A 19,830-nucleotide genomic window follows, 5' to 3' on the forward strand; every position below is an offset into this window, starting at 1 on the left:
CGTCAGAGCATGAGCCAGAGCTCGGCGTCGTAGCGCTTCGCGCCGCCGCCCGCGTCCTGCGCCGCGCGGCGCCCCCCCGAGGCGGGCTCCCCCGCGCTGCCCGGCGCGTCGTCCCGGCGCGCCCCGTCGCCTCGAGCGCGCGCGCCGGCGTGGGCCAGGTCGATGCCGGAGGCGGCGCAGCGGGCGACGGCGAAGCCGAGCATCTCGCGCACGTCGCCCGAGCGGAGCATGCCGCGCGTCCGGTGGCGCGCGATCGCGGCCGCGCGCTCGACGCACTCGGCGCAGGGGGCCACCTCGGATCGGAACCTGAAGAGCAGCGTCCCCTCGGGCCACCCGAGCGCCGACGCCTCGATGCTCACCACGACGAACTCGCCGTCGCGGACCACCCGGGTCCGGGCCGCGCTCGCGCTGTCCTCACCGGCGCCGTGCGCCTCGCCTCTCAGCAGGAACCAGTAACGATCCATGAGGCGCTCGACGTCGCGCGGCTCACCGTGAGCGATGATGTCTGTCATCCCTGACCTCCGATGACCCAATGTGAGGCCCGCTCCTCCGAACTTCGACGCCAGGGAGAGACAGGAAATGTCCGCTCAGAAGGACAATGTCCGAGCGGGCGAAACGCGACGTGACGCGACGTCACGCGACGTGATGCGGCGCGTCTCGGCTTGATGTTGTCTGTATTACCGTTGTGGCGGTGGTTTTCGCTTCCCTTTGGGGGCCCCCGTGAGTAAGCTCTGCGCCCCCCAACGTGCCCGGCGGGAAGCCGCCCCGGTTCTTCGCTCCGAACCGGCTCGTGACGAGGCGCGCCGAGGGGATCGCTCTCGCGGCGCGCCGCGCGGAGCCTGTTTCAGCCACCCCAGACGGAGCGAGCAAGGCGATCCCATCATGAATCAGCATCCCGGCATCATCGGCAAGAAGATCGGCATGACGCAGATCTTCAACGAGACGGGCGAGGTCCTGCGCTGCACGGTCGTGCAGGCGGGCTGCGTCGTCATCGGCAAGCGCACGCTCGAGAAGGACGGCTACAGCGCCCTCATCCTCGGCCTCGGCGAGCGGGCGGAGAAGCACACCACGAAGCCGGTCGCGGGCGCGTACAAGAAGTCGGGGCAGACGCCGAAGCGGATCGTGCGCGAGCTGCGCTGCAGCCCGGAGCACGCGGCGAAGTACGAGATCGGGACCACGCTCAAGGTCGACGAGATCTTCGAGGTGGGCCAGCGGGTGGACGCGCAGGGCCGCTCGCGCGGCCGCGGCTTCAGCGGCGTCATCCGCCGGTGGAGCTTCGCCGGCGCGGTCAACTCGCACGGCACGCACGAGTACTTCCGCCACGGCGGCTCGATCGGTACGAACATGACCCCCGGCCGCACGCTGCCCGGCCTGAAGATGCCCGGCCACTACGGCGACGAGACGGTGAGCGCGCTCAACCTGAAGATCGCGAAGCTCCTCCCCGAGGACAACCTGATCCTCATCGAGGGTCCGGTCCCCGGCCCGAAGAACCAGGTGGTGACGATCCGCGGCGCCGTGAAGAAGCGCGGCGGCAAGGGGATCGTGCCGGTGCAGCAGCCGACCAAGAAGAAGGGCGGCTGATCCCGGCCGCCGGCGGGGCAGCTCCCCTGAGCGAGCGCCCCGCCGGTCGTGCCCGCCGAGCGTCCCTCCGTGTCGCAGAAGCCGAAGAACCCGTACAAGCGGCCTGACGCCTTCACGAAGGCGGCGAAGGCGCAGGGCTACCCTGCGCGCAGCGTCTTCAAGCTCGAGGAGATCGATCGCCGGGTGCGGCTGCTCCGCCCTGGCCAGCGGGTGCTCGACCTGGGCGCCGCGCCGGGGTCGTGGTCGATGTACGCGGCGCAGCGGATCGGCGCGGGGGGCAAGCTGCTCGCGGTGGATCTGTCGCCGATCACGGCGGCGTTCGGGCCGCAGGCGACGGTGGTGCAGGGGGACGCGCTGTCGCTCACGAACGAGGCGCTCGCGCAGTTCGCGCCGTACGACGTGGTGCTGTCGGACATGGCGCCCGCGACGAGCGGCAGCAAGATCGCCGACCAGGCCCGGAGCTACGAGCTGTTCATGCGCGCCGTGGCCGTGGCCGAGGCGCTGCTCGCGCCGGGCGGGGCGTTCGTCGGGAAGATCTTCATGAGCGAGGACTTCGTGAAGGCCCGGGACGCGCTGAGGAACCTCTGCGAGGAGGTCCGGAGCATCCGGCCCGAGGGGACGCGGGCGAGCAGCGTGGAGATCTTCCTGGTGGGGCTGAAGCGGAAGGCGGCGGGGAAGACGGGGTAGCGGCGTGCCACATCGGCCACCAGCGTGGTCGTGAAGGTGGTCGTGGTCGTCGACGGCTCGGTCGTGAACGTCACTCGACCGCCTGGCGACGGGAGGGCCCTTGGCCGTCAATCCGCTCTGAGCACCTGCCGATATCCCCTCAGAACGCGTTGTGTCCCGTGATCGCGTTGCCGAGGATCAGGCAATGCACCTCGTCGGTGCCCTCGTACGTGTACACGCTCTCCAGGTTGAGCATGTGCCGGATGACGGGGTAATCGAGCAAGATCCCGTTCGCGCCGAGCACGCCCCGCGCGGTCCGCGCGATCTTGAGCGCCCAGCCCACGTTGTTCCGCTTGCAGAGCGAGACCTGCACCGGGCTGATGCCGGTCGTGTCCTTCAGCCGCCCGAAGTGCAGCGCCATGAGCTGCCCCTTCGCGATCTCCGTCGCCATCTCGACGAGCTCCGACTGGATGAGCTGACGCGACGCGATCGGCTGGCCGAACTGGACTCGCTCGCGCGCATAGGAGACCGCCGTCTCGTAGCAGGCGCGCGCGGCGCCGAGCGCGCCCCACGCGATGCCGAAGCGCGCCTGGGTCAGGCAGCCGAGCGGGCCCTTCAGGCCGACCACACCCGGCAGCACGTTCTCCTCCGGCACGCGCACCTCGTTGAGCACGATCTCCCCGGTCGGGCTCGCGCGCAGGCTCATCTTGCCGTGGATGAGCGGGGTCTCCAGCCCCTTCATCCCGCGCTCCACCACGAAGCCGCGGATGGACTCGGCCCCTCCGTCATCGACCTTGGCCCACACAACGCAGAGGTCCGCGATGGGCGCGCTCGTGATCCACATCTTCGTGCCCGTCAGCACGTACGCGCTCCCGTCCTTCCGGGCGCGGGTCTTCATCGAGCTCGGATCCGACCCGCTGTCGGGCTCCGTCAGGCCGAAGCACCCGATCAGCTCGGCGGCGGCCATCTTCGGCAGCCAGCGCTGCTTCTGCGCCTCGGAGCCGTACTTCCAGATCGGGTACATCGCCAGCGAGCCCTGGACGCTCACGAAGCTGCGCAGGCCGCTGTCGCCATATTCGAGCTCCTGCAGCGCGAGGCCGTAAGCGACCGAGTTCATGCCGGCGCAGCCGTAGCCGGTCAGCGAGCCGCCGAGCAGGCCGAGCGCGGCGATCTCGGGGATCAGGTCGGTCGCGAACTCCTCGCGCGCGAACAGGTCCGCGGCGCGCGGCAGGTACCGCTCGCGCACGAAGCGACGGACGGCGTCGCGGATCATGCGCTCTTCCTCGGAGAGCAGCGGATCGATCGCCATGAGCTGATCGAGCGAGAGGGGCTCCTGGATGGCCATGGAGCGAGCGTGTAGCGTGCCTGCGCGCGGCGCGGAAGGGGCAGCGCCGGCGGGCCGCCGGCTCAGGGGCGGATGGAGACGAGCGTGCCCTTCCGTAACGAGAGCGCGCCGTGCCATTCGGCCGGGACCTCGGGGGTCGTCCACTCGAACAGCCAGGCGGCGTCGAGCGGAGAGAGGTTCACACAACCGTGGCTGCGCGGGGTGCCGAAATCGTCGTGCCAGTAGGCCGCGTGGAACGCGAAGCCCTCCGTGAAGTACTGGACGAAAGGCACGTCGCGGAAGTCGAACGGATCCTCGTCCTCCTCGTCGCCGTCCATCGTGACCGTGACGTGCTTCGTGTGGATGCGGAACAGCCCCTGGATCGTAGAGCGCGTCGTCTTCGGGTCGCCGAGGCCGTCCGCCCCCGTCGAGACGAGCGTCACGTAGACCGGGCGGGTGCCCTCGTAGGCGACGAGGCTCTGCTTGTCGATCGAGACGTCGATCCACTTCCGTCCGCGCACCGCCCACGCGGGCGTCCTGGGGAGCGGATCGACGCGCACGACCTCGTCCGAGCGGACGAGCGAGCCGTCCCGCGCCTCGAGGTAGTCGAGGCCGCCGAGGCGCCGCGAGGAACCGGACAGCGGGATCGCCTCGCGGAAGCGGAGCGGGGCGCGGGTGACGCCGCCGCGCTCGCCCGGGACGAGGCGCGCGGCGTGGCGGCGCCTGGCGAAGGCCACGGGCAAGGTGACGCCCTCAGGGAGCGCCAGCCCGGCGAAGGCGCTCGGCCGGATGACGCGGGTGCGGTCGAGCGGCAGGACGGCGAGGTCGGTCGTCAGGCCGAAGCGGCGCCCGTCGTGATCGAACGTCGAGAGCAGGGCGAAGCCGGAGCGCGTCCGGGCGCGGCCCAGGACGAGCGCGTCGGGAGCGCGGCGATCGCCGGCGAGCCTGGGCGCCGGCCGCCCGTAGAGCAGGACCGAGGGGGTCGCGTCCGGAGGCGGCGGCGCGACGAAGTCCGGCGCGCGCGCGGCGGTCGCGGCGCGGAGCAGGTGCCCGGCGAGGTCGGGCTCGGCGCCGCGCTGCTCGTCCTCGTTCGGAAGGCGCGCATAGAGCGGCGGGGTGGGGGAGCGAGACATCACGTACGTGTAGGGCAGACCGCCGAGCAGGGTTGTCGCGTCCCCTGCCTGCGTCGCAGTAAGTGCGTTTGCGCCCGGCTGCGTTGCGGCAAGTGCGTTTGCGCCTGGCTGCGTTGCGGCAAGTGCGTTTGCGCCTGGCTGCGTTGCAGCAAGTGCGTTTGCGCCCGGCTGCGTTGCGGCAAGTGCGGTCTCGCCTGGCTGCGTTGCGGCAAGTGCGGTCTCGCCTGGCTGCGTTGCGGCAAGTGCGGTCTCGCCTGGCTGCGTTGCAGCAAGTGTGGGCTCGCCGGCCTGTGTCATGGCAGGCGCGGCCTCGCCACGAACGACCGGCAAGGTGAACGAAGCGAACCGGCGGACAGGGCGGCGCGACGATGCCTCGACCGCGAGGTCGTGAATGTTGAGCGTCGCGCTGGCGCCGATGCAGACGTAGCCGTTCGGCTCGATGTGGTACCAGCCGTCGGCGCACGACGTCCTGCCGGACGGCTCCGGCCTGCGCGCGACCACGGCGCCGGCGCGCAGGTACCCGATGCGCCGGCTGGTCCAGCGCGGTTCGGCGAAGATCCACGTCTCCCTGGCGATGCTCGCGAGCTCGTGGACCTCCTCTTCGGCCGCCGTCGGCGAGGTGGCGGGGGGAGGATCGATCTCGGGCAGCTTGTCGGACCCGTCATCGACGAGCTCCGGCGGCAGCGCCGGCAACGCGAGCGGGTCGCCGCCCGGCGCCGCGGCGAGCGCGCCCGGCGCCGTCGCGGCCTCCTCGCCGGGCGGCGCGGCGTCCTCCGCGCGGGCGGCGGAGGGCGCCGGGGCAGCGACGGCCGGCGCGGCTGCGGCGAGCGGCGCGGTGACGGCGGAGGCGGGCGCAGGGGCCGGGGACGTCGCGGCGGGCTCGGAGGCAGGGCGCGGGCAGCTCACGCTCAGCGTCGCGAGCGCCATCGCCGGCAGGAGGAAAATGCCTCTCACGCGCATGGAGCGCGCGTATCAAGGGGCGCCGGCGAGGGCCAAGTTCAAGGGGGGGTCATTCAGGAGAGCGGGAGGGCACGGGAGCGAGCGGCTCGCCGGCAGGAGGCGCCCGCCTGGGAGGCCCGGCAGGGCCGGCGGGCGCCTTGGCGCGAGGTGCGCGGCGGACCCGCGCCCGCCGGCTTCACCAGCGCGGCGCGCGTTCGCCTCGCCGGGCCGCCGGCCGGAGCGGCGTCACGGCATGGGGAGGTCACGCGCGCACGTCGCCGTGACGTAGTAGCGCCGCGAGGTGCCCGCGTAGGAAGCCCGAAAGTCCGTCGTCTGCTTGTATCCGGCGGCCAGGAAGCTGCCGCCGTGCATGAAGCGCGCGCTCGAGCTGTTGTCGAGCCGCGAGCAGTCGTTGCAGGGCATCAGCAGCTGATAGTTGTCCGAACCGTCACGGGTGGCCTTGTACGCGTTGCCGGCCAGGTCGAGCTGCCCCCACCGCCCGGCGCCCTGGGGGAACTTGCCGACGTCCGTGAGATCCGTGTGCGCGCAGGGATAGTTGCTCGGGTACGGCTCACCCAGGCAGCGGTTCGTTCCATCCCCCGCGACCGTGCCGTCGCCCTGGCAGCACCAGGAGGCATACCGTGTGACATCCGTGGAGCCGTCCTGGTTGACGCCGATGATGCTCTCGACGCTCGAGCCGCCCCAGGGGAACATGCGCTGCTCGTCGCCGCCGGCAGAGGCGTAGTTGAGCTCCGCCTGGGTCGGCAGCCGGCCGCCGTCCCACGCGCAGAACGCGAACAGCTCGTACCACGTCGCGCAGACGATCGGCTTCTTCTCCTTGGCTCCCGGCGTGTCGCTCCAGGACGGCCATCCATAGGGATCGCAGATGAGCGCCGTCTTGAGCGCGCCCGTGTTGGCCGCGAGATACGTGTTCCACGACGGGTCCCAGCCGCTGTTCGCGATCTTCGGGTGCGCACCCGCGCCGGCGGCCGGCGGGTTGGCCTGGGTCGGGCCGCCGGTCTGCTCGAGGTACTGCCGGAAGCGCCCCACCGTGACCGTGTACTTGTCGAGGTAGAAGCTGCTGACCGTCGCCGGAAGACCCGCGTTGTTGAGCCGGTTGAACGTGCCGCCCGGGACCGGAAGGGTCGAGCAGCAGTTATCGCCCCCCTCGACGCCGCAATTGGCACCTGCGCCAGGAGTGCTGCTGTTGCAGCTGATCGGCAGGCCAGGCACGCCGCCCCCGCCTCCGCCGCCTCCGCCGCCCGCGCCGCCCGCGCCGCCGGCACCCCCCGCGCCGCCCGCGCCCCCGGCGCCGCCCGCGCTGCTGGAGCTCGACGTCGTCGAGGAGCTGGAGCTCGACGTCGTGGAGGAGGTCGTCGAGGAGCTGGAGCTCGACGTCGTGGAGGAGGTCGTCGAGGAGCTGGAACTCGACGTCGTGGAGGAGGTCGTCGAGGAGCTGGAGCTGCTCGACGTCGCCGTCGTGCCCCCCGTCTCGCTGTCGTAGCAGACGCGGAGATACGGCCGCCGATCCAGCGAGCTCTCGCTCGTTCGGATGTGGGTGCGATTCAGGGTTTGCTCGAAGAACACGCCGTTGTTCGGGACAGCGCCGTTCACCCAGCTCTGCACGGTGCTGGTGAGGCTGAGCGTGTGGTAAGTATACGTGTATCCCGAGCTCGCCGTGAGGGTCCCCAGGACGGTGGGATCCCAGGCGGTCGAGTGCGAGTTCCACGTCACGGTGTTCTCGTCCCAGGCCGTCGTGACCCGGTGCACGCGCATCACGTCGGGCGTCGAGGCGCCGATGTTGAGGTAGAGATCCGCCGAGACGATGGTGGCGTCGGCAGGGATCGAGGAGAGATCGAACGCGATCAGCCCACGCAGCTGGGAGCCGGAGCTCTCGCCAGCGTACATGTCGGCTCCGGTGGGTGTGTAAGTGGGGTAGGTCGAATTGATGAGGGCATCCTTGACCACGCCCGTCGTCCCCGTGCGCTGGAGAGTCACACAGACCGTCGCGGCCTGCTGCGCCTCACCGAGCAGCTCGTCACCTTCGTCTTGTGCGCCGACGCACCCGGCGAGCGCCGCGCCGGAGGCGGCGGCGAGAGACGCCAGGAGCAGATGCCGAGACCCTCTCATGATCGTTCGATTCCTCATGATGCTCTCCGATCCGCGTCGTCGGGCCAGCTCCGCCCGCGAGGCTGCGTGTGATGCCGTCGCGCAGGAACGCCAGAGAGCGCCCCCGCCAAAACCACCATCTGCCTGCGCGCCGTAAAGCATCACCTTCATCAGGTCAGCCGTCGGATCGTTCTGGCGTCAAACAGCGCGCGAGGAAAACGATACCGTTGTACGGCTTGGAATTGAATGCGTCAATTGGGAATCGAGGTTTGTTGTCAAAAACCTGTTGACGTTGCTTGTGATGTCAGAGCAAAACTAAGCATTATTGATCGCGAGCTGGGTGATTGTCGAGCGCCGCGAGGTGCATTTGTGGTGTTGCTCACGTTTGCGTTGTGCGCGTGCCGCGCGACATGAGCAGCCACATCAGCTTGAACAGCCTGATCCGCCTGATCAGCTTGCCAGGGCGCGTGAGTCGATGGCGGATTCTGCCGTTCAGGCGAGCGTGAGGGCGTGGTGCTGGGGCAGAGATGCCTGCTTTTGTCTACCTGAGCGCTCGTTGGTTTACCTGCTGCTTTTTCGTGGCGCGGGTTCGTGGCCGGAAACGCTGGAGAGGCCTTCTTCGACCTCGGTGACAATCATCGTCGCGAGCAGATCGAGCAACGCGCGGCCTTCGTCCTCGGATGCCTCGCGCGGAGATCCCGTGTAGGCGGCGTCCATGCCCAGCGCGCGGAAGCTCTTCGCTCCTGCCTTGATGCCCTCCGACAGGCTCAGGCCGACGTCCGGCAGGGCCTCGGCGATGTCTTTCCGGACGAGCGCGGAGGCCGCGGCGAGGACGAGCGAGGTCTCGTAACGGCCCGCGTGGCAGGCGCCGCTCCGGAACTCCGCGGAGAGCGTCCGCGCCCAGCGGCGCGCGAGCGGGCACGCGACCGAGGCGCGGCCCAGGGGCAGGCCGCTGGTGGCGGCGCGCACGGCGCGGTCGTGCTCGGGCTCGAGGTGGTTGTTGATGAAGCAGACATGCGACAGGCCGGCCGACAGGTAGGCCTCGGCGACGGCGCGCAGAAAGGCGGTGAGCGCGGGTGCCGGGATCGAGATCGCACCGGCGAAGCCCGCCGCGAAGTCGGTCACGCCATAACCGATGGGCGGGGCGAGGAGCGCGGCGACGCCGCGCGCCCACAGCCGGCGGCCGGCCTGCTCGGCCGCGGCCTCGCCGATGAGCGTGTCCGTGCCGAGCGGCAGGTGCGGGCCGTGCGGCTCGACCGACCCGACCGGCACGAGCGCGACGCACGGCGCGCCGCCCGACAGGAGCGCGGCGAGCTCCTCGGTCGTGAGCTCCGCGAGGCGCGGCGCGGCCTGCATGGGCTACAGGCCCGCCGGGTTCTCGCCGGCGGCCTCGCGCTGCCGGAGCGCCTTGCGATCGACCTTGCCGCGATCGTTCCTGGGGACGTCATCGACGAAGGCGACCCAGCGCGGGTACTTGTGCTTGCTCAGGCGGTCCTTCACGAAGGCCTTGAGCTCCTGGGCGAGCTCGGCCCTCCCCTCGCCGGTGGCGACGCGGCCGCGCGCGTCGTCGCGGACCACGATGAACGCCTTCGGCTTCACGAGGCCCGCCTCCTCGGCGCCGATCACGGCGGCGAGGCTGACGGCCGGGTGCTCGGTCAGGCACTCCTCCACCTCGACCGGCGCGACCCAGACGCCGCCCACCTTGAGCAGCTCGTCGGCGCGCCCGCTGAACCAGAGGTAGCCCTCGGCATCCATGCGGAAGAGATCTCCGGTGCGGCACCAGTGGCCGTGGAAGGTGCCCCAGCTCTTCTCGCGATCCTGGAAGTAGCCGAGCGCGACCGAGTCGCCCTTCACCCACATGACGCCGGTCTCGCCGGGCGGGAGCTCGGGCGCGCCCGGCCCGGCCGCGTCCGAGGGGAGGATCTTGATCGTGTACCCCTCCACGACACGGCCGAGCGACCCCGGGCGCACGTCGCCGGGGCGGTTCGTGCAGTAGATGTGGAACATCTCCGCGGAGCCGATGCCGTCATAGACGTCGGCGTGGAACCGCGCGCGGAAGCGCTCGAGGAGCGCCGGCGGCAGCGCCTCGCCCGCGGACAGGTGGAAGCGGACGCTGGAGAGGTCGAGGCGCGGCGCGCCGCGCGCCGCGCGGGCATCGTCGTCATCGAGCAGCTTGCCCATCATCGTCGGGACGTTGGTCACCACCGTCGGGCGATAGCGCTCGATGTACCGCGCGAGCGACTCCGGCGTCGGCCGCTCGACGAAGAGGCCCGACGTCGCGCCGACGGCGAAGGGGAACATGAGGTTGGTGCCCGTGGCGTAGCCGAAGAAGAGGCGCGGCACCGAGACGGTGATGTCGTCCTTGCGGTAGCCCACGGTCGCCTTGGCGTAACGCTCGGTGTTGAAGGCGAAGTCGCGGTGCGTGTGCATGGCCGCCTTGCTCCTGCCGGTGGAGCCGGACGTGAAGAGCCAGATGGCGATGTCGTCGCGCCGGGTGGGGCGGGGGCCCGCCGGGGCGCGCTTCGCCGCGAGCGCCGCGCGCCCCTGCGCGAGGGCGCCGCGGAGCGAGGTGCCCCGCAGCGCCGCGAGGGCAGGCGAGACCGGGAGATCGGCCTCGAGATCGCCGCCGGTCGGGACCTCGGGCACCAGCACGACGGTGCGGACGTCCGCGGCCGCGAGCGCGCCTTGAAGCGCGAGCGCCTCGGCCACGCGCGGGATCGTGACGACCGCCGCGGCCCGCGTGTACTCGACGAGGTGCGCGAGGTCGGGCGCGGGCGCCTCGGGGTTGCCCATCGCCACGACGGCGCCGTGGCTCAGCGCCGCGAAGAAGGCCCAGACGAACGCGGGCGAGTCGTGCAGGACGATGAGCACCCGCTGCTCGAGCGCGACGCCCTCGACGGCGAGGTGCGCCTGTAGCATCCGGACCTTCTCGGCGACGTCGGCGTAGGTGTGCCGCTGATCGCCGAAGAGCAGCGCGACCTTGTCGCCGAGCCCCTCGCGCAGCCGATCGAACAGGAAGTAGTCGGCGAGGTTGAGCTCGTCAGGGAACGTCGGTGCGGTCATCGTCACGCCTCCATCGCGGCGCGGTGAGCCGCCGCTTTCCGCCCTCCGTGGTCGCGACCCCCGGCTCGTCGAGCCCCTCGCGATCCCAGAGCTGGCACGTCACGGGTCGGTGGCGCTGATCGAGCGCCTCGCAGTAATTGGAATAGATGCAACGTCGGACCTCCCCGCTGCGCCCGAGCCGCACCTTCAGGAACCAGTCGGGATCCGCGAGCGTCTGCCGTGCCGCCCCGATGAGATCGGCCTCGCCGCGCGCGAGGATCGCCTCGGCCTGGGCGAACGTGCAGATCCCCCCCGCCACGACGACCGGCGTGCCGAGGCCGGCCTCGCGCAGGGCGCGCCGGATCTGCGCCTGCTTCGGCACCTGCCGCCCGAACGGCCCCGCCGCGTCCGAGAGCGCGGTCGGCATGCACTCGTACCCGCTCGGGCCGGTGTAGGGGTACGCGGCCTCGCCGACCTTGGGCTGCTTCGCGTCCTCGAACTTGCCGCCGGTCGACAGCGAGAGGAAGTCCATGCCGGCGCGCGCGAACGCGAGCGCGAAGAACGCCGCGTCGTCGACCCGGCTGCCCCCCGCGACGACGTCGTCGCAGAGGAAGCGGCAGCCCACCGTGAAGCGAGCGGAGACGGCGGCGCGCACCGCCGCGTAGACCTCGAGCGGGAGGCGCGCGCGGCGCTCGCGATCGCCGCCGTAGCCGTCCGGGCGGGTGTTCAGCGCGGACAGGAACGAGGCCATGGTGTAGGCGTGCGCGTAGTGGAGCTCGACCCCGTCGAAGCCCGCCTCGCGCGCCCTCACGGCGGCCTCGGCGAAGAGGCCCGGCAGCGTCCGAGGCAGGTCGCGGATGTGAGGGAGCGCGACGTCGGTGACGCGCTCGCGCTCGCCGAAGCGCAGCGCCTCGAGCTCGCGGGGCGCGAGCACGGCCTCGAGCCGCGCGTCGTCGAGCGCGAGCAGCCGCTCGCGCACCTCGCGCTCCGGCGCGTCCCGGAGCGGCGGCTCCCCGAGCGCCTCGGACAGGGCGCGCCGGTGCGCGCCGGTGATCTCGAGGAACTCCCGCAGGAACCTGTCCTTCGCCGGGCGCCTGCGGATGCGGAGGAAATCGATGAGCTGCAGGAACACGCGCGTCCTGCCGGCGCTCCGCGCGCGGACCGTCCGGACGAGCTCCCGGAGCCCCGGGACGAACCGATCGTGTCCGGCGCGGAGCAGCGGGCCGCTCGGCACGTCGCGGATCCCGGTCGCCTCGACCACCAGGGCGCCGGGCTGGCCGTCGGCGAAGCGGCCGTACCAGTCGAGCACGTCCCGCGTGACGACGCCCTCCTCCGTCGCGCGCCACGGGACCATCGCGGGCACCCACGAGCGCTCGGCGAGCTCGAGGCCCGAGGCGAGGCGGAGCGGCGAGAAGAGGCGCGCGCGCGCCGCCTCACCCGCGGTCTTGGGCTCCTCGCGGGGCAGCGCGTGGCGGATCCTCTCCGGCGGCTTCCACATGGCTACCGCGCCCCGTCGCGAGCGCGCTCGTCGGCCGGGGGCTCCGCAGCGGCGCGCTCGAGGATGCCCTTCGCGATGATGAGCTTCTGGATCTCCGTCGTCCCCTCGTAGATGCGCAGCGGCCGGATCTCGCGGTACAGCCGCTCGACCTCGGTCCCCTCGATGACCCCCATGCCGCCGTGGAGCTGGACCGCGCGGTCGATGATCCGCTGCGCCGCTTCGGTGGCGAACATCTTCGCCATGGCCGCCTCGGTCGAGACGCGCGCCGCCGCGCCGGCCGCCGCCGTGTCGCGCTTGTGGGCCGCGCGGGCGACGAGCAGGCGGGCCGCGTCGAGCTCGGTCGCCATCTCGGCGAGGTACGCGCGCACCATCTGCTGCTCGGACAGGGGCGCCCCGAACTGCCTCCGCCGCGTGACGTGCGCGATCGCCTCGCGGAGGGCGCGCGCCGCCATCCCGTTCGCCGCCGCGCCGACCGAGATCCGGAAGGCGTCGAGCGTCTGCATCGCGAGCTTGAAGCCGCCGCCCACCTCGCCGAGCCGCGCGCTGTCCGGCACGCGGCAGCGCTCGAAGCGGAGCCGGCCGATCGGGTGCGGGACCGACATCGGGAGCGGCTCCGAGGCGACGCCCTCTGCGCCGCTGTCGACGAGGAACGCCGTGATCGCGGCGCGCCCGCCGTCGCGCGGCGGCGCGCCCGTGCGGGCGAAGACCACGAGGTGGTGCGCGAGCGGCACGTTCGAGATCAGCACCTTCTCGCCGTCGAGGACCCACCCGTCGCCATCGCGGCGCGCCTCGGTCCTCAGCGAGGCGACGTCGCTGCCCGCCTCGGGCTCGGTCAGCGCGAAGGCCCCGATGCGCCGCCCCGAGAGCACGTCGGGCAAGATCGCGCGGCGCTGCGCGTCGCTGCCGGCCAGCACGATCGGGTACGAGCCGAGCCCTTGCACCGCGAAGATCGCGTCGGCGAGCGGGGCGACCTGGCCGAGCGCCTCGCGGATGAGGACCAGCGAGCGCACGTCGACGGCGGCCGCGTCCGCGGGGCGGCCGCTGCCGCTCGGCGCGCCGCCGAGCGCCTCGGGGACGAGGTGCGCGTAGAGCCCGAGCGGCTCGCCCATGCCGCGCGCCACCGCGGCGGCGTCGTGCGTCTTGGCGAGCCGCGCGAGCGGCGCGAGCGCCTCGGGCGTCAGCCGCGCGGCGAGCGCGGCGTGGCGCTCCTCGAAGAAGACGGGGAGCTCGGCGGAGGAGAGCGCGAGCCCGCTCATACGCGGGGCGTCTCCTGGCCGGTGGACCGCGGGGTGGGGGGCGCGTCGGCGTCGCCGGGCGCGGCCGGCGCGTCGCCCAGGTCGGCGCCCTCGAAGCGCGGCGGGCGCTTCGCCCTGTTCGCCTCGTGGGCCTCGCGGAAGTCGGGGTGGGCCATGCAGATGGCCTGCGCCTGCGCCTCGGCCTCGATCGCGGCGGCGAGGGGCATCGTGCGCTCGCTCTCGAGCATCTGCTTGGTGATCGCGTGCGCGAACGCCGGCCCGCGCGCGAGGCGCTCGGCCCAGCCGCGCGCCACGCCCAGCGCGTCGCTGTCGGCGACGACGCGGTTCACGAGGCCGATGCGGAGCGCCTCGTCGGCGCCGATGAGATCGCCGAAGAAGAGCAGCTCGGCGGCGCGCCCCTGGCCGACGATGCGCGGCAGGAGGTACGAGGCGCCCATGTCGGCGCCGGACAGGCCGACCTTGGGGAAGATGAACCCGAAGCGGGCGCTCGCCGCGGCGATGCGCAGGTCGCAGGCGGCGGCGATCACCGCGCCGGCGCCGACGGCGACCCCGTTGATGGCGGCGATGACCGGGCGCCGGAGCTCGCAGATGCTCTGGATCAGCGCGCCGGTCGCGCGGGTGAACTCGAGCAGCCCCCGCGCGTCGCGCGCGAGCAGCTCGGCGATGATCCCCTCCACGTCGCCGCCCGAGCAGAAGCCGCGCCCCGCTCCGGTGAGCACGACCGCGCGCGCGGCCGAGCGCTCGAGTGAGCGGAACGTGGCCGTGAGCTCGCCGTAGACCTCGAAGGTGAGGGCGTTCAGGCGGTCGGGGCGGCTCAGCGTGATCTCCGCGACGCCGCGGCTGAGCTCGAGATGGAAGGAGCGGGGTGTGAGGGTCATGGGCATCTCCTGGGTCCGGCGGGCGCCGGACGCGAGCGTCGCGCGATCAGGGCTTCGTCCGCGTGCGCCGCGGGGGGCTCCGCGCGCTCCGCTCGGCGTGCGCGCGGGCGCTGCCGGGGCGCGACGGGACGGGCATGTCCGGCTCGCGGAGCGTGGTGCGCAGCTTGTCGAGCAGCCGCGTCAGCGTGGAGAGCTCGGCCGGGCTCAGCCCGGAGAACACCTTCGCCACGCGCGCGGCGTGCCGCCGCTCGGCGTCGCGGAACGCGCGCTGCCCCTTGGCGGTCAGGTGCACCCGCCACGCGCGGCGGTCGCTCGGGTCGGCCCGCCGCTCGACCATGCCGTCGCGCGCCGCGCGATCGACGAGCCCGGTGAGGTTGCCCGCCGTGACGAGCATGCTGCGGGAGAGCGACGCGAGCGTCTGCCCGTCGCTGCGCACGAGGTTCGCGAGGAGATCGAAGCGCGGGAGCGTCATCTCGTGCTCCAGGTCCTCCCGGATGGCCGCGAGCGCGCGCTTGTGGACCGCGAGGATGCGCACCCAGGCGCGCACGGCGGCCTGGTCGCCGCGCGCGCTCTCCGGCGGGGGGACCACGGCGAGCGGCCGCCTCGCCGGCGCCCCGCGCCTCACGGGCCGCCCCCGCCGCGCGCGTCGAGCGCCGCGACGGCCTCGATCTCCACGAGCGCGCGCCGCTCGACGAGCCCCGCGACGCCGAGCAGGGCCATCGCGGGGAAATGCTTGCCGAACCGCGCCCGCCACGCGGCGCCGATCGCGCGGAGCGAGCCCCTGTACGCCTCGAGATCGGTCACGTAGACGGTCATGCGCGCGACGTCGCCCGGCTCCCCGCCGGCGGCCGCGACGATCGCGAGCACGTTGTCGAGCGCCTGGGCGAACTGCTCGGCCAGATCGTCGCTCCGGAACCGCCCGGACGCCGGGTCCCACCCGATCTGCCCCGCGATGTGCAGCGTCCTGCCGCTCGTCACGACGCCGTTGACGTAGCCTCGCGGCGCAGGCCACCCGGCCGGCTGCACGATCTCGAGATCGCCGTTCACCGCATCACCTGCCCCCCGTCGACCGGGATCGCCTGGCCATGGATGCTGCGCGCCTCGTCGCTGCAGAGCATCGCCACGACGAGCGCGACCTCGGCGGGCTCGACCATCCTGCCCTGGGGCGACATCGACTCGAGCGACCGCCGCGCCGCGTCCTCGCCCCGCCCGGTCTTCTCGGCGATGCGGGAGATCGCCTCGTCCGCCATCCTCGTGTTCACCCACCCGGGGCAGACGCAGTTGATGGTCACCGGCGTCCGGGCGATCTCCAGCGCGATGGCGCGGGTCATGCCGACCATGGCGTGCTTCGACGCGCAGTACGCGGTCGAGTAGGCGCACCCGACGAGCCCGGCGGTCGAGGCGACGTTGACGACGCGCCCGAAGCCGCGCGCGATCATCTTCGGGATCAGGGCGCGGCAGAGCGCGAAGGCGCCGGTCACGTTGACCGCGAGCATGCGGTCCCAGAGCGCGTCGCTGGTCCTGTCGAACGGCGCGCTCTCGGCGACGCCCGCGTTGTTGACGAGCACGTCGATGCGCCCGAGCTGGGCTTCGAGCGCGGCGATCGCCGGCGGCGCGCCCTCGCGATCGCCGACGTCGAGCCGGACGGCGACGCCCCCGACGGCCGCCGCCGTCTCCTCGATCTCGGCCTGCGTGCGGCCTGCGACGGCGACGCGCGCGCCTGCCTGCGCGAGCCGCTCGGCGATCGCCCGGCCGATGCCGCGACCCCCACCCGTGACGAGCGCGATCCTGCCTTCCAGGGACATCCGGAGCACCTAAATCATATATATATGAAGCACAGGCCGAAGTCACCCTCGTCGGCGCGCGCCGCGGCGCCCGCTCGCTGAGGTCGGAGTCGGCCACCTCGCGACGGAATGCGCGATCGGCCCCGTTTTCCTCGCTCTCCTTGATCTCCTCGCTCCTCGCTCGTCTGGCGCTCGCCGCGCGCGCCGTACGCTGCGCGTCGTCGTCTGGAACGTGGTCGGTGGAGAGCATGTGACGAAGATCAGAGCGGCCGTGGCCGAACGATCTGCGCCGCGAGGGCGGCATGGTCCGGCTCGACGGCTACTCCGCTACTCCGGCCTCGCCGGGGCGCGGAGCACGAGATCCACCCCGCGATCTCGCTCGCGCAGTCGATCGTCGACGTGGTCGATCCGATCCACTACGCTGCGCGCCTGTGCGTCGCGCCCCGCGACGGTTTCGCGGCGAAGAGCGTTTACATGACCGAGAGCATCGACCCGGATGGCACTGGCGACACGTTCGCGCCGCCTCGCGGCACCGAGATGCACGCCGTGGCGAGGGGCTTGCCGCTGCAGCCGCCGGCGGGCGCCGTGAGCGCGGCCGGCGCGCTGGCGTCGCGCGTCGCCGCGCTGCTCGCATGCGCCGGCGTGGAGGCGCGGCCTCCGGCGGCAGGGGCGGGCGCGTGGTCCCTCGCGCTGGCCGAGCCGCCGGATCTCGCGGCGCTCTACGCGGCGGCGGACGGCATCGCGCTCCCGGACGGCACGCTCCTCCTGCCGCGCGGCGACGTCGCGCGGGCGACGGCGTGGCTCGCGGAGGAGCGCTCGCTCGACTGGGCGCGCGACCTCCTGGTCATCGGGGAGCGGGAGGATCTCGTCATCGTGCTCGACCTCGACGTCGCGGGCGCGCGCGCCGGGGGCGGCGTGCTCGAGGCGCCGACCGACGGGCTCGCCTCGTTCCAGCGCGTCGCCCGCTCGGTGGTCGGCTACCTGGAGCGGCGCCTCGGCGTCGCAGGGGCCGAGGCCGCGGCGCCCGAGGTGCGGGCACGCGAGGCCGCGGCGCGCCGCGACGTCCCGGCGCTCGTCGAGGCGCTCGCGGAGGAGATGTACCCGGGCGCGGAGCGGCAGGTCGCGCACGCGGCGCTCACGCTGGGCGGGCTCCTGTCGGAGCGCGGGGACGAGGCGGCGCTGGACGCCTTCGCGCGCTCGGTCGAGGCGCGGGTCGCGGCGGCGCCGCGGGGCGCCGCGGGGCCGGAGCGGCTCGCGGCGTGGCGCGCGTGCGAGATCGTGGCGCGAGAGGCGGGGTCGGAGGCGATCGCCGCGGCGTGCGCGGCGCGGGCGAGCGGCGGGGGGTAGGCGAGTGGCGCGGGGGAGGCGAGCGGCGCGGGGGTAGCGGCGGGGGCGGCGCCTCGACGCTCAGCGGATCGCGCTCACCGTCGGCCGCGGTTCCGGAGCATCGCTCGCCACGCGCGCACGACCGTCGTCTGGTCACCCTTGCGCACCATGAACTCCGTCAGCTCCGCGGTGTCGAGCCCCGGCAAGAACCGGCTTCGCTCCGTCTCGGCGTAGCCATCCGGGCCGAGGAGGTGGATGGAGAGCTTCCCCTTCTTCAGGAACCAGACCTCGGGCACGCCGAGCCCCGCATAGACGGAGAGCTTGTTGATCGTCCCGCTCTTCTCGATGATCTCGATCGCGAGCTCCGGGATCTCCCCGTCCTCGACCGTCCCGAGCACATAGCACTCATCCGGCTCCACCCCCCGCTGCGCGAGCCTCTTGCGGACGGTCATGCTGCCGTACCCGCTGAGCGGCAACTCCGCCTCCTCCGCGTAGGCCTCGACGAGGCGGGCCAGGATCGTCTTCCGCCCCTCGTGCGGTCCGCCCGGGCTCATCAGCTCCAGCACTCCCTCGCAGTACGTCACCCGCACGCCAGCCCGGTCGCCGAGGGCGGCCAGGATGGCCTCGTACTGCTCCCACGAGACGTCATGAACGACGAAGAGCTGGTCTTCCGAGCCGTCCGCCGCGACAGCGTCGGCGGCGCCGGCAGGGGAGGCGAGGAGGGGTGCAGCGGCGGCCATGACAGCGTGCTCCTCCGGGGAGTATCACCGCCGGGCTGCGCCCTGGCAACCGCCGATCCGAGCGCCCGCGCACCGCTTCCCCGCTGGACGGCCCTGACGCGCGCCACGGCCTCGCCGGACGCTGCCAGGGGCGGGCCCGGGAGCCGCGCCTTCAGAACACGCGCCCCAGCCCGTCGAGCGCCGCGACGCGGTAGGCCTCGGCCATGGTGGGGTAGTTGAACGTCGTGTTCACGAAGTACCGGATCGTGTTGTGCGGCGCGGGTTGCGACATGATCGCCTGCCCGATGTGGATGATCTCCGCGGCGTTCTCGCCGAAGCAGTGGATGCCGAGCAGCGCGAGCGTCTCGCGGTGGAAGATCAGCTTCAGCATCCCGACCTGCTGGCCCGTGATCTGCGCGCGCGCGAGCGTCTTGAACGTCGACTTCCCCACCTCGTAGGGCACCTTCTCCGCCGTGAGCTCCCGCTCGCTCTTGCCCAGCGACGAGATCTCGGGCGTCGTGTAGATGCCCGTGGGGATGTCCCGGACCAGCTTGTCGTCGGCGTGGCCGCAGATGTGGCTGGCCGCGTACCGGCCCTGGTCGTAGCTCGCGCTCGCGAGCGCCGGGAAGCCGACCACGTCGCCGACCGCGTAGATGTGCGGCTGGCTCGTCTGGAAGGTCTCGCTCACCTCGATCTGACCGCGCTTGTTCGGCGTGATGCCGACGCTCTCCAGGCCGAGATCGGCCGTGTTGCCCGACCTCCCGTTGGCCCAGAGGAAGACCTCGCTCCGGAGCTTCTTCCCGCTCTTCAGGGAGAGCACGACGCCCTCCTTCGTGGCCTCGACCGCCTCGTGCTCCTCGCCGTTCAGGACGCGGATCCCCTTGTCGCAGAAGTGGTACCCGAGCGCGTCGGTGATCTCGTCGTCGAGGAACTCCAAGAGATGGGAGCGCGTGTTCACGAGGTTCACGGCGACCTGCATGTTGCGCAGCATCGACGCGTACTCGCAGCCGATGACGCCCGCCCCGAAGATGGTGATGCTCCGGGGGGTGTGATCCATGCGCAGCAGCGTGTCGCTGTCGAAGACGCGCGGGTGGCTGAAGTCGATGTCGGCCGGCCGGTACGGGCGCGAGCCGGTCGCGATGACGAAGCTGTCGGCCGTGTACCGCCGGCGCTGGCCGCCGTCGCCCTCCACCTCGATCGTGTGCGGATCGACGAACCTGGCCTGCCCCGGGACGAGCTGGACGCGGTTCCGGTCGTAGAAGCTCTCCCGCAGATCGACCTGCTCGTCGATGACGCGGTTCGCGGTCGCGAGGAGCTCGGCGAACGGGTACTCCGGAACCACATCCATCCGCTTGTAGATGGGGCTCTGGTTGATCAGGTTCATGTGGTAAATCGCGCGGCGCAGCGCCTTGCTGGGGATCGTCCCCCAGTGGGTGCAGCCCCCGCCGACCCGCGTGTAGCGCTCGATCGCCGCGACCGATTTGCCGTGCTTCGCGGCCGTCATGGCGGCGCCTTCGCCGCCCGGCCCCGTGCCGAGGATGATGAGATCGAAGTGCGGGGTGGTCACCATCGAGT

16 protein-coding genes and 1 pseudogene are annotated in these 19,830 nt (G+C 72.5%); 3 read left to right on the forward strand and 14 right to left on the reverse strand.

Annotation, left to right across the window (positions count from 1 at the left end; all coding sequences use genetic code 11):
* Positions 1–2: 2 nt before the first annotated feature.
* Positions 3–512, reverse strand: a complete 510-nt coding sequence (locus WMF34_RS10410) for a hypothetical protein (RefSeq protein ID WP_437993184.1) — start codon at positions 510–512, stop codon at positions 3–5.
* Between the two features lie 370 nt (positions 513–882).
* On the opposite strand from WMF34_RS10410, the gene rplC reads away from it, so the two are divergent.
* Complete coding sequence (gene rplC, locus WMF34_RS10415; protein WP_012234624.1) at positions 883–1,581, forward strand: 50S ribosomal protein L3; 699 nt, start codon at positions 883–885, stop codon at positions 1,579–1,581.
* 69 nt (positions 1,582–1,650) lie between these two features.
* Positions 1,651–2,268, forward strand: coding sequence for an SAM-dependent methyltransferase (locus tag WMF34_RS10420; RefSeq protein WP_044968202.1), 618 nt, complete (start codon positions 1,651–1,653; stop codon positions 2,266–2,268).
* A gap of 139 nt (positions 2,269–2,407) precedes the next feature.
* Here the strand turns inward: WMF34_RS10420 and WMF34_RS10425 are convergent, their stop codons facing one another.
* The 11 genes and pseudogenes from WMF34_RS10425 to WMF34_RS10475 all read right to left on the reverse strand — a co-directional run bounded on the left by WMF34_RS10425 (position 2,408) and on the right by WMF34_RS10475 (position 16,231).
* The gene (locus WMF34_RS10425) at positions 2,408–3,592 is read right to left on the reverse strand and encodes an acyl-CoA dehydrogenase family protein (RefSeq protein WP_044964507.1); all 1,185 of its coding nucleotides are present in this window, start codon (positions 3,590–3,592) and stop codon (positions 2,408–2,410) included.
* Between the two features lie 62 nt (positions 3,593–3,654).
* Positions 3,655–5,664, reverse strand: a complete 2,010-nt coding sequence (locus tag WMF34_RS10430; RefSeq protein ID WP_437993185.1) for a L,D-transpeptidase family protein — start codon at positions 5,662–5,664, stop codon at positions 3,655–3,657.
* 225 nt (positions 5,665–5,889) lie between these two features.
* Positions 5,890–7,773, reverse strand: coding sequence for a DNRLRE domain-containing protein (locus WMF34_RS10435; protein WP_437993186.1), 1,884 nt, complete (start codon positions 7,771–7,773; stop codon positions 5,890–5,892).
* A 540-nt stretch (positions 7,774–8,313) separates the two neighbouring features.
* Entirely contained in the window at positions 8,314–9,108 is a 795-nt protein-coding gene (locus tag WMF34_RS10440) for a creatininase family protein (RefSeq protein WP_437993187.1), read from the reverse strand.
* Between the two features lie 3 nt (positions 9,109–9,111).
* Complete coding sequence (locus WMF34_RS10445) at positions 9,112–10,815, reverse strand: benzoate-CoA ligase family protein (RefSeq protein ID WP_437993188.1); 1,704 nt, start codon at positions 10,813–10,815, stop codon at positions 9,112–9,114.
* Positions 10,793–12,292, reverse strand: a complete 1,500-nt coding sequence (locus WMF34_RS10450; RefSeq protein WP_437993189.1) for an NADH:flavin oxidoreductase — start codon at positions 12,290–12,292, stop codon at positions 10,793–10,795. The genes WMF34_RS10445 and WMF34_RS10450 overlap by 23 nt, the downstream gene beginning before the upstream one ends.
* A gap of 2 nt (positions 12,293–12,294) precedes the next feature.
* Positions 12,295–13,548 carry an acyl-CoA dehydrogenase family protein gene (locus tag WMF34_RS10455; protein WP_437993190.1) on the reverse strand — a complete coding sequence of 418 codons (1,254 nt, stop codon included), beginning with the start codon at positions 13,546–13,548 and terminating at the stop codon, positions 12,295–12,297.
* A pseudogene (locus WMF34_RS10460) lies at positions 13,545–14,519 on the reverse strand (enoyl-CoA hydratase family protein); the annotation flags it as partial. The gene WMF34_RS10455 and the pseudogene WMF34_RS10460, both read right to left, overlap by 4 nt.
* On the reverse strand, positions 14,473–15,015 hold the full coding sequence (locus WMF34_RS10465; protein WP_012234634.1) for a MarR family winged helix-turn-helix transcriptional regulator: 543 nt from the start codon (positions 15,013–15,015) through the stop codon (positions 14,473–14,475). The gene WMF34_RS10465 and the pseudogene WMF34_RS10460, both read right to left, overlap by 47 nt.
* Positions 15,016–15,047: 32 nt before the next feature.
* Entirely contained in the window at positions 15,048–15,473 is a 426-nt protein-coding gene (locus tag WMF34_RS10470; protein ID WP_012234635.1) for a RidA family protein, read from the reverse strand.
* On the reverse strand, positions 15,470–16,231 hold the full coding sequence (locus tag WMF34_RS10475) for an SDR family NAD(P)-dependent oxidoreductase (RefSeq protein ID WP_012234636.1): 762 nt from the start codon (positions 16,229–16,231) through the stop codon (positions 15,470–15,472). Before WMF34_RS10475 ends, WMF34_RS10470 begins: the two co-directional genes overlap by 4 nt.
* A gap of 378 nt (positions 16,232–16,609) precedes the next feature.
* Here WMF34_RS10475 and WMF34_RS10480 point away from each other — a divergent pair, with 378 nt between their 5' ends.
* Positions 16,610–17,557, forward strand: coding sequence for a hypothetical protein (locus WMF34_RS10480; protein WP_012234637.1), 948 nt, complete (start codon positions 16,610–16,612; stop codon positions 17,555–17,557).
* Positions 17,558–17,631: 74 nt separating this feature from the next.
* On the opposite strand, the gene WMF34_RS10485 is transcribed toward WMF34_RS10480, so the two are convergent.
* Entirely contained in the window at positions 17,632–18,276 is a 645-nt protein-coding gene (locus tag WMF34_RS10485) for a Uma2 family endonuclease (RefSeq protein ID WP_012234638.1), read from the reverse strand.
* A gap of 151 nt (positions 18,277–18,427) precedes the next feature.
* The gene (gene sthA / locus WMF34_RS10490; RefSeq protein ID WP_012234639.1) at positions 18,428–19,825 is read right to left on the reverse strand and encodes a Si-specific NAD(P)(+) transhydrogenase; all 1,398 of its coding nucleotides are present in this window, start codon (positions 19,823–19,825) and stop codon (positions 18,428–18,430) included.
* Positions 19,826–19,830: the final 5 nt, after the last annotated feature.

Source organism: Sorangium sp. So ce145 (assembly GCF_051525985.1).
GTDB classification, from domain to species: Bacteria; Myxococcota_A; Polyangia; order Polyangiales; family Polyangiaceae; genus Sorangium; species Sorangium cellulosum_B.

What these genes read in the sequence shown, in the direction of transcription:
- WMF34_RS10425 (WP_044964507.1), bottom strand. Translation starts at nt 3,592, where the DNA reads ATGGCCATCCAGGAGCCCCTCTCGCTCGATCAGCTCATGGCGATCGAT.
- sthA (WP_012234639.1), bottom strand. Translation starts at nt 19,825, where the DNA reads ATGGTGACCACCCCGCACTTCGATCTCATCATCCTCGGCACGGGGCCG.
- WMF34_RS10450 (WP_437993189.1), bottom strand. Translation starts at nt 12,292, where the DNA reads ATGTGGAAGCCGCCGGAGAGGATCCGCCACGCGCTGCCCCGCGAGGAG.
- WMF34_RS10455 (WP_437993190.1), bottom strand. Translation starts at nt 13,548, where the DNA reads ATGAGCGGGCTCGCGCTCTCCTCCGCCGAGCTCCCCGTCTTCTTCGAG.
- WMF34_RS10435 (WP_437993186.1), bottom strand. Translation starts at nt 7,773, where the DNA reads ATGAGAGGGTCTCGGCATCTGCTCCTGGCGTCTCTCGCCGCCGCCTCC.
- WMF34_RS10410 (WP_437993184.1), bottom strand. Translation starts at nt 512, where the DNA reads ATGACAGACATCATCGCTCACGGTGAGCCGCGCGACGTCGAGCGCCTC.
- WMF34_RS10430 (WP_437993185.1), bottom strand. Translation starts at nt 5,664, where the DNA reads ATGCGCGTGAGAGGCATTTTCCTCCTGCCGGCGATGGCGCTCGCGACG.
- WMF34_RS10485 (WP_012234638.1), bottom strand. Translation starts at nt 18,276, where the DNA reads ATGGCCGCCGCTGCACCCCTCCTCGCCTCCCCTGCCGGCGCCGCCGAC.
- rplC (WP_012234624.1), top strand. Translation starts at nt 883, where the DNA reads ATGAATCAGCATCCCGGCATCATCGGCAAGAAGATCGGCATGACGCAG.
- WMF34_RS10445 (WP_437993188.1), bottom strand. Translation starts at nt 10,815, where the DNA reads ATGACCGCACCGACGTTCCCTGACGAGCTCAACCTCGCCGACTACTTC.
- WMF34_RS10475 (WP_012234636.1), bottom strand. Translation starts at nt 16,231, where the DNA reads ATGTCCCTGGAAGGCAGGATCGCGCTCGTCACGGGTGGGGGTCGCGGC.
- WMF34_RS10440 (WP_437993187.1), bottom strand. Translation starts at nt 9,108, where the DNA reads ATGCAGGCCGCGCCGCGCCTCGCGGAGCTCACGACCGAGGAGCTCGCC.